This window comes from Crenobacter luteus, from assembly GCF_004345725.1.
Taxonomy (GTDB): domain Bacteria; phylum Pseudomonadota; class Gammaproteobacteria; order Burkholderiales; family Chromobacteriaceae; genus Crenobacter; species Crenobacter luteus.
The window spans coordinates 1-2,968 of sequence record NZ_SLXG01000051.1 but is presented as its reverse complement, the minus strand read 5'-3'; the positions used below and the strand labels follow the sequence as shown (position 1 = coordinate 2,968).

The window sequence follows — 2,968 nt, the reverse complement described above, 5'->3', positions numbered from 1 at the left end:
CAAGGTGATGAAGCGCATGGCCTATGGCTACCGGGACAGCGAGTACTTCTTCCTGAAGATCAGGGCCGCTTTCCCCGGGAATCCGTGAAGAACCATAAAATGGGCGACAGTCACCGTTCCGAACGACGGACCGGCTCGGGAGAATCCAGCGTGCGCCTCAGACAAGTCGAAGTATTCCAAGCCATCCTGCAGACCGGCTCGATCAGCGGAGCCGCCAAGCTGTTGTGCATCTCGCAGCCGGCGGTCAGCAAGACGCTGATGCACGCCGAGCAGCAGCTGGGCTTCCCGCTGTTCCAGCGCGCGCGCGGCAAGCTGTATCCGACGCCGGAGGCGCTGATCCTGCAGAAGGAGGTGGGCGCGCTGTTCGAACACCTGCAGCGCGTGAAAAGGCTGGCGCGCGGCCTGCGACACCAGCAGGACAGGCCGCTGCACCTCGAAGTGTCGCCGGCGCTCGCGCAGTCGATCCTGCCCGGGGCGCTGAGCAACTGGCGGGTCGACTACCCGTCGCTCCCCTGCTCGCTGGCCATGCACCATACAACCGAGATCGTGCAGCGTCTGTGCCTGCACGAAGCCGACCTCGGCCTGACGCTGCAGAAGACCGACCACCCCGGCGTGGTGGTCGAAGCGCTGGCCTACGGCTACCTGACCGCGATCGCGCCGGCCGGCTGGTGGTCGGCCGCCGAGTTGGCCGAGGACCTGCCGATCGAGGCGCTCGAGGGCGCGCCCTTTGTCGGCCTGACCAACACCGGCACGCTGTGGACCGAGCTGGCGTCCTTGCTCGACAACGGCGGCGTCAGTCCGCAGGTGCTGACCACCGTGCAGACCTACAAGCTCGCCTGCGACCTCGTCGCGCTCGGTCACGGCCTGTCGGTCGTCGACCCCTTCACCGCGCAAAGCCCGCGCGAAGGCACGGTACAGCTGCGCGCGATCCGGCCGCGCACCCCGGTCTACCTGTACGCGATCCACGCCGTCGATTCGCCGCTGCCGCTGGCCGCGCAGCAGCTGATCGCCGTCATCCGCCGGATGGCGCGCGACATGGGCATGACGCTCTGCCCCTGAGCCGCGCCGCCGCCGATCCGGTTTTTTTTCCGTTGAACCGGTCACGGCCCGCTGCCGCGCACCGCCCGAAACCGGCTGCGACCTGCGACGAGGCGGTGTGCCAGGCGTTGGCCGAGCCCGCGCAGCCCGTCACGGGGTCGTGAACCGTCGCTCAGGCCAGCGCCGGTGCGGCGCCGACCTCGCGCCGGTACTCCGCCACCAGCCTGACCAGGCCGGCGATGGTACGCGCCCTCATCTTGCGCATCACGTTGCCGCGGTGCACCTCGACCGTCTTGACCGTCACGCCCATCTCCTCGGCGATGCACTTGTTGCGCTTGCCGGCCAGCACCCGCTCGAACACCTCGGACTCGCGCCCGCTCAGCGACGCCAGTTGCCGCTCGAAAGCCAGGCGCGCCGCGACCCGCTCGCGCTCGGCCAACTCGGCGCACAGCGCCTCCTCGACCGCAGCCAGCAGCCTTGCCGGATCGAGCGGCTTTTCCAGGAAGCCGCAGGCGCCGAGCTTGATCGCCCTGACCGCACTCGCGACGCCGCCACGCGCCGTCAGGAAAATCACCGGCAGGCGGCAGCCGCGCGCGCGCAGTTTCTCGAGCAGGGCCAGGCCGCTCTGCCCGCCCACTTCCAGATCGAGCACGAGGCAGCCGAGCTCCTCGTCTTCGAGCTGCCGCCAAAAGCCGGGAACGTCGGCGTGGGCGAGCGGAGAATAATGGTGGTCTTTCAGCAGGGAAAACACGCTGGCACGACATGCCGCGTCGTCGTCGAGAATATGGATGGTGGCGTTACTGATTTTTTCCATGCACTGGCCTGCAATGCGGAAGATTCGTCAGACCGGCGCGCCGTCAAATGCGCCGACTTTAATCAAAGGCGAGGACTGCAGTAAAAAACGGAACCGGGAACGGTTTTATCACCGCCGCGTCGGCAATATAAAAATCAACGCCGCCGACAATAAAAACAGACATTCTCGCGCAAAGCGGCAGAATAAAACCGACTCCGCCGCAGCAATAAAACGACCGGATCGACGATCCGGAAATGGTGCCGTTTTTCAGACACGCGAACTGTAAAATTCCGGCCGCGCGGCGTCTAATGAAAAAATGGCGCGCCCCCATAACCTTTGGTTTCAGCGCTCCCGCCCCCCCCTGCGGGCAGGCGGCAAAACGCCGGCGCGCTGGCGGCGAAGGTTGCGCTTGCGCGCCGCGCGCCCCACCGGGCGCCCAATGAAAAGGCTATGTCCCAATTGCCAGTTGGTACCCGCGACCAAGCGCTTCCTGCAAGCAATACACAGGCTGCATCTGCCGCGCATAACGCTCCAGCATCCGCCGCCAACCCAGGTAATTCACCAGATACTTGGTCGCCACGCCATGAAAGCGCCCCATCCAGGTCTTCAACCGGCTGTGGTAGGCGTTCGCGTGCTGGATAGGGAACGCCCCAGCCCTGACCCGCTTGCCCGCCTTGGCCTGCACCACCTCATGCGTGATGCCTTGCTGTCGGGCAAACGCGCGGCACACTGCCGCCCCGTCAGTACACAGCACCGCCTCCCGGTCAATCAGCGGCTGCAGCGCCGCCTGCACGTGCCGGGCATCCAGCTTGTCGAGCTTGAAGTCGGCCGCATGGCCTTCCCGGTCGCGTACCACCGTCACCGGAATCTGATCCTGGCCCGTCCCCCGCGTCGCGCCGTGGCCACCACGCTGCCGGGGTGGCCGAGGGAGTTGGCGCTGTCCTTTGAACGACTCCAGAAAGAAGGTTTCATCCACCTCCACCACACCCCACTCCCGGGTGGCTTGGTGACGGGCGGTGGATTTGACCCCATATCTCAGGACGAGGGTGTGCAGAATTTTGTGTAAACGGACTTTTGGCAGGAAACTGCCGACTTGTCCGGAGTCACAATGAGCAAGAAGAAGCACGACGTACCTGA

4 protein-coding genes are annotated in these 2,968 nt (G+C 65.6%); 1 reads left to right on the top strand and 3 read right to left on the bottom strand.

Features of this window, described 5'->3' with window-relative positions:
• The first annotated feature begins 150 nt into the window (after positions 1-150).
• Positions 151-1,059 carry a LysR family transcriptional regulator gene (locus tag EV683_RS14200; RefSeq protein WP_165916847.1) on the top strand — a complete coding sequence of 303 codons (909 nt, stop codon included), beginning with the start codon at positions 151-153 and terminating at the stop codon, positions 1,057-1,059.
• Between the two features lie 151 nt (positions 1,060-1,210).
• On the opposite strand, the gene EV683_RS14195 is transcribed toward EV683_RS14200, so the two are convergent.
• The 3 genes from EV683_RS14195 to EV683_RS14185 all read right to left on the bottom strand — a co-directional run.
• Positions 1,211-1,852, bottom strand: a complete 642-nt coding sequence (locus EV683_RS14195) for a response regulator transcription factor (RefSeq protein WP_066610658.1) — start codon at positions 1,850-1,852, stop codon at positions 1,211-1,213.
• A 58-nt stretch (positions 1,853-1,910) separates the two neighbouring features.
• A complete protein-coding gene (locus tag EV683_RS14190) occupies positions 1,911-2,162 on the bottom strand; it encodes a hypothetical protein (protein WP_131863223.1) in 252 nt (83 codons plus the stop codon).
• A 117-nt stretch (positions 2,163-2,279) separates the two neighbouring features.
• Positions 2,280-2,968 (bottom strand): IS1595 family transposase (locus EV683_RS14185; protein ID WP_131863222.1); only part of this gene is annotated, 689 nt, incomplete at its 5' end.

Excerpts from the sequence above, each read along its gene's own strand:
- EV683_RS14190 (WP_131863223.1), bottom strand. The coding sequence starts at position 2,162 with ATGGGGGCGCGCCATTTTTTCATTAGACGCCGCGCGGCCGGAATTTTA.
- EV683_RS14195 (WP_066610658.1), bottom strand. The coding sequence starts at position 1,852 with ATGGAAAAAATCAGTAACGCCACCATCCATATTCTCGACGACGACGCG.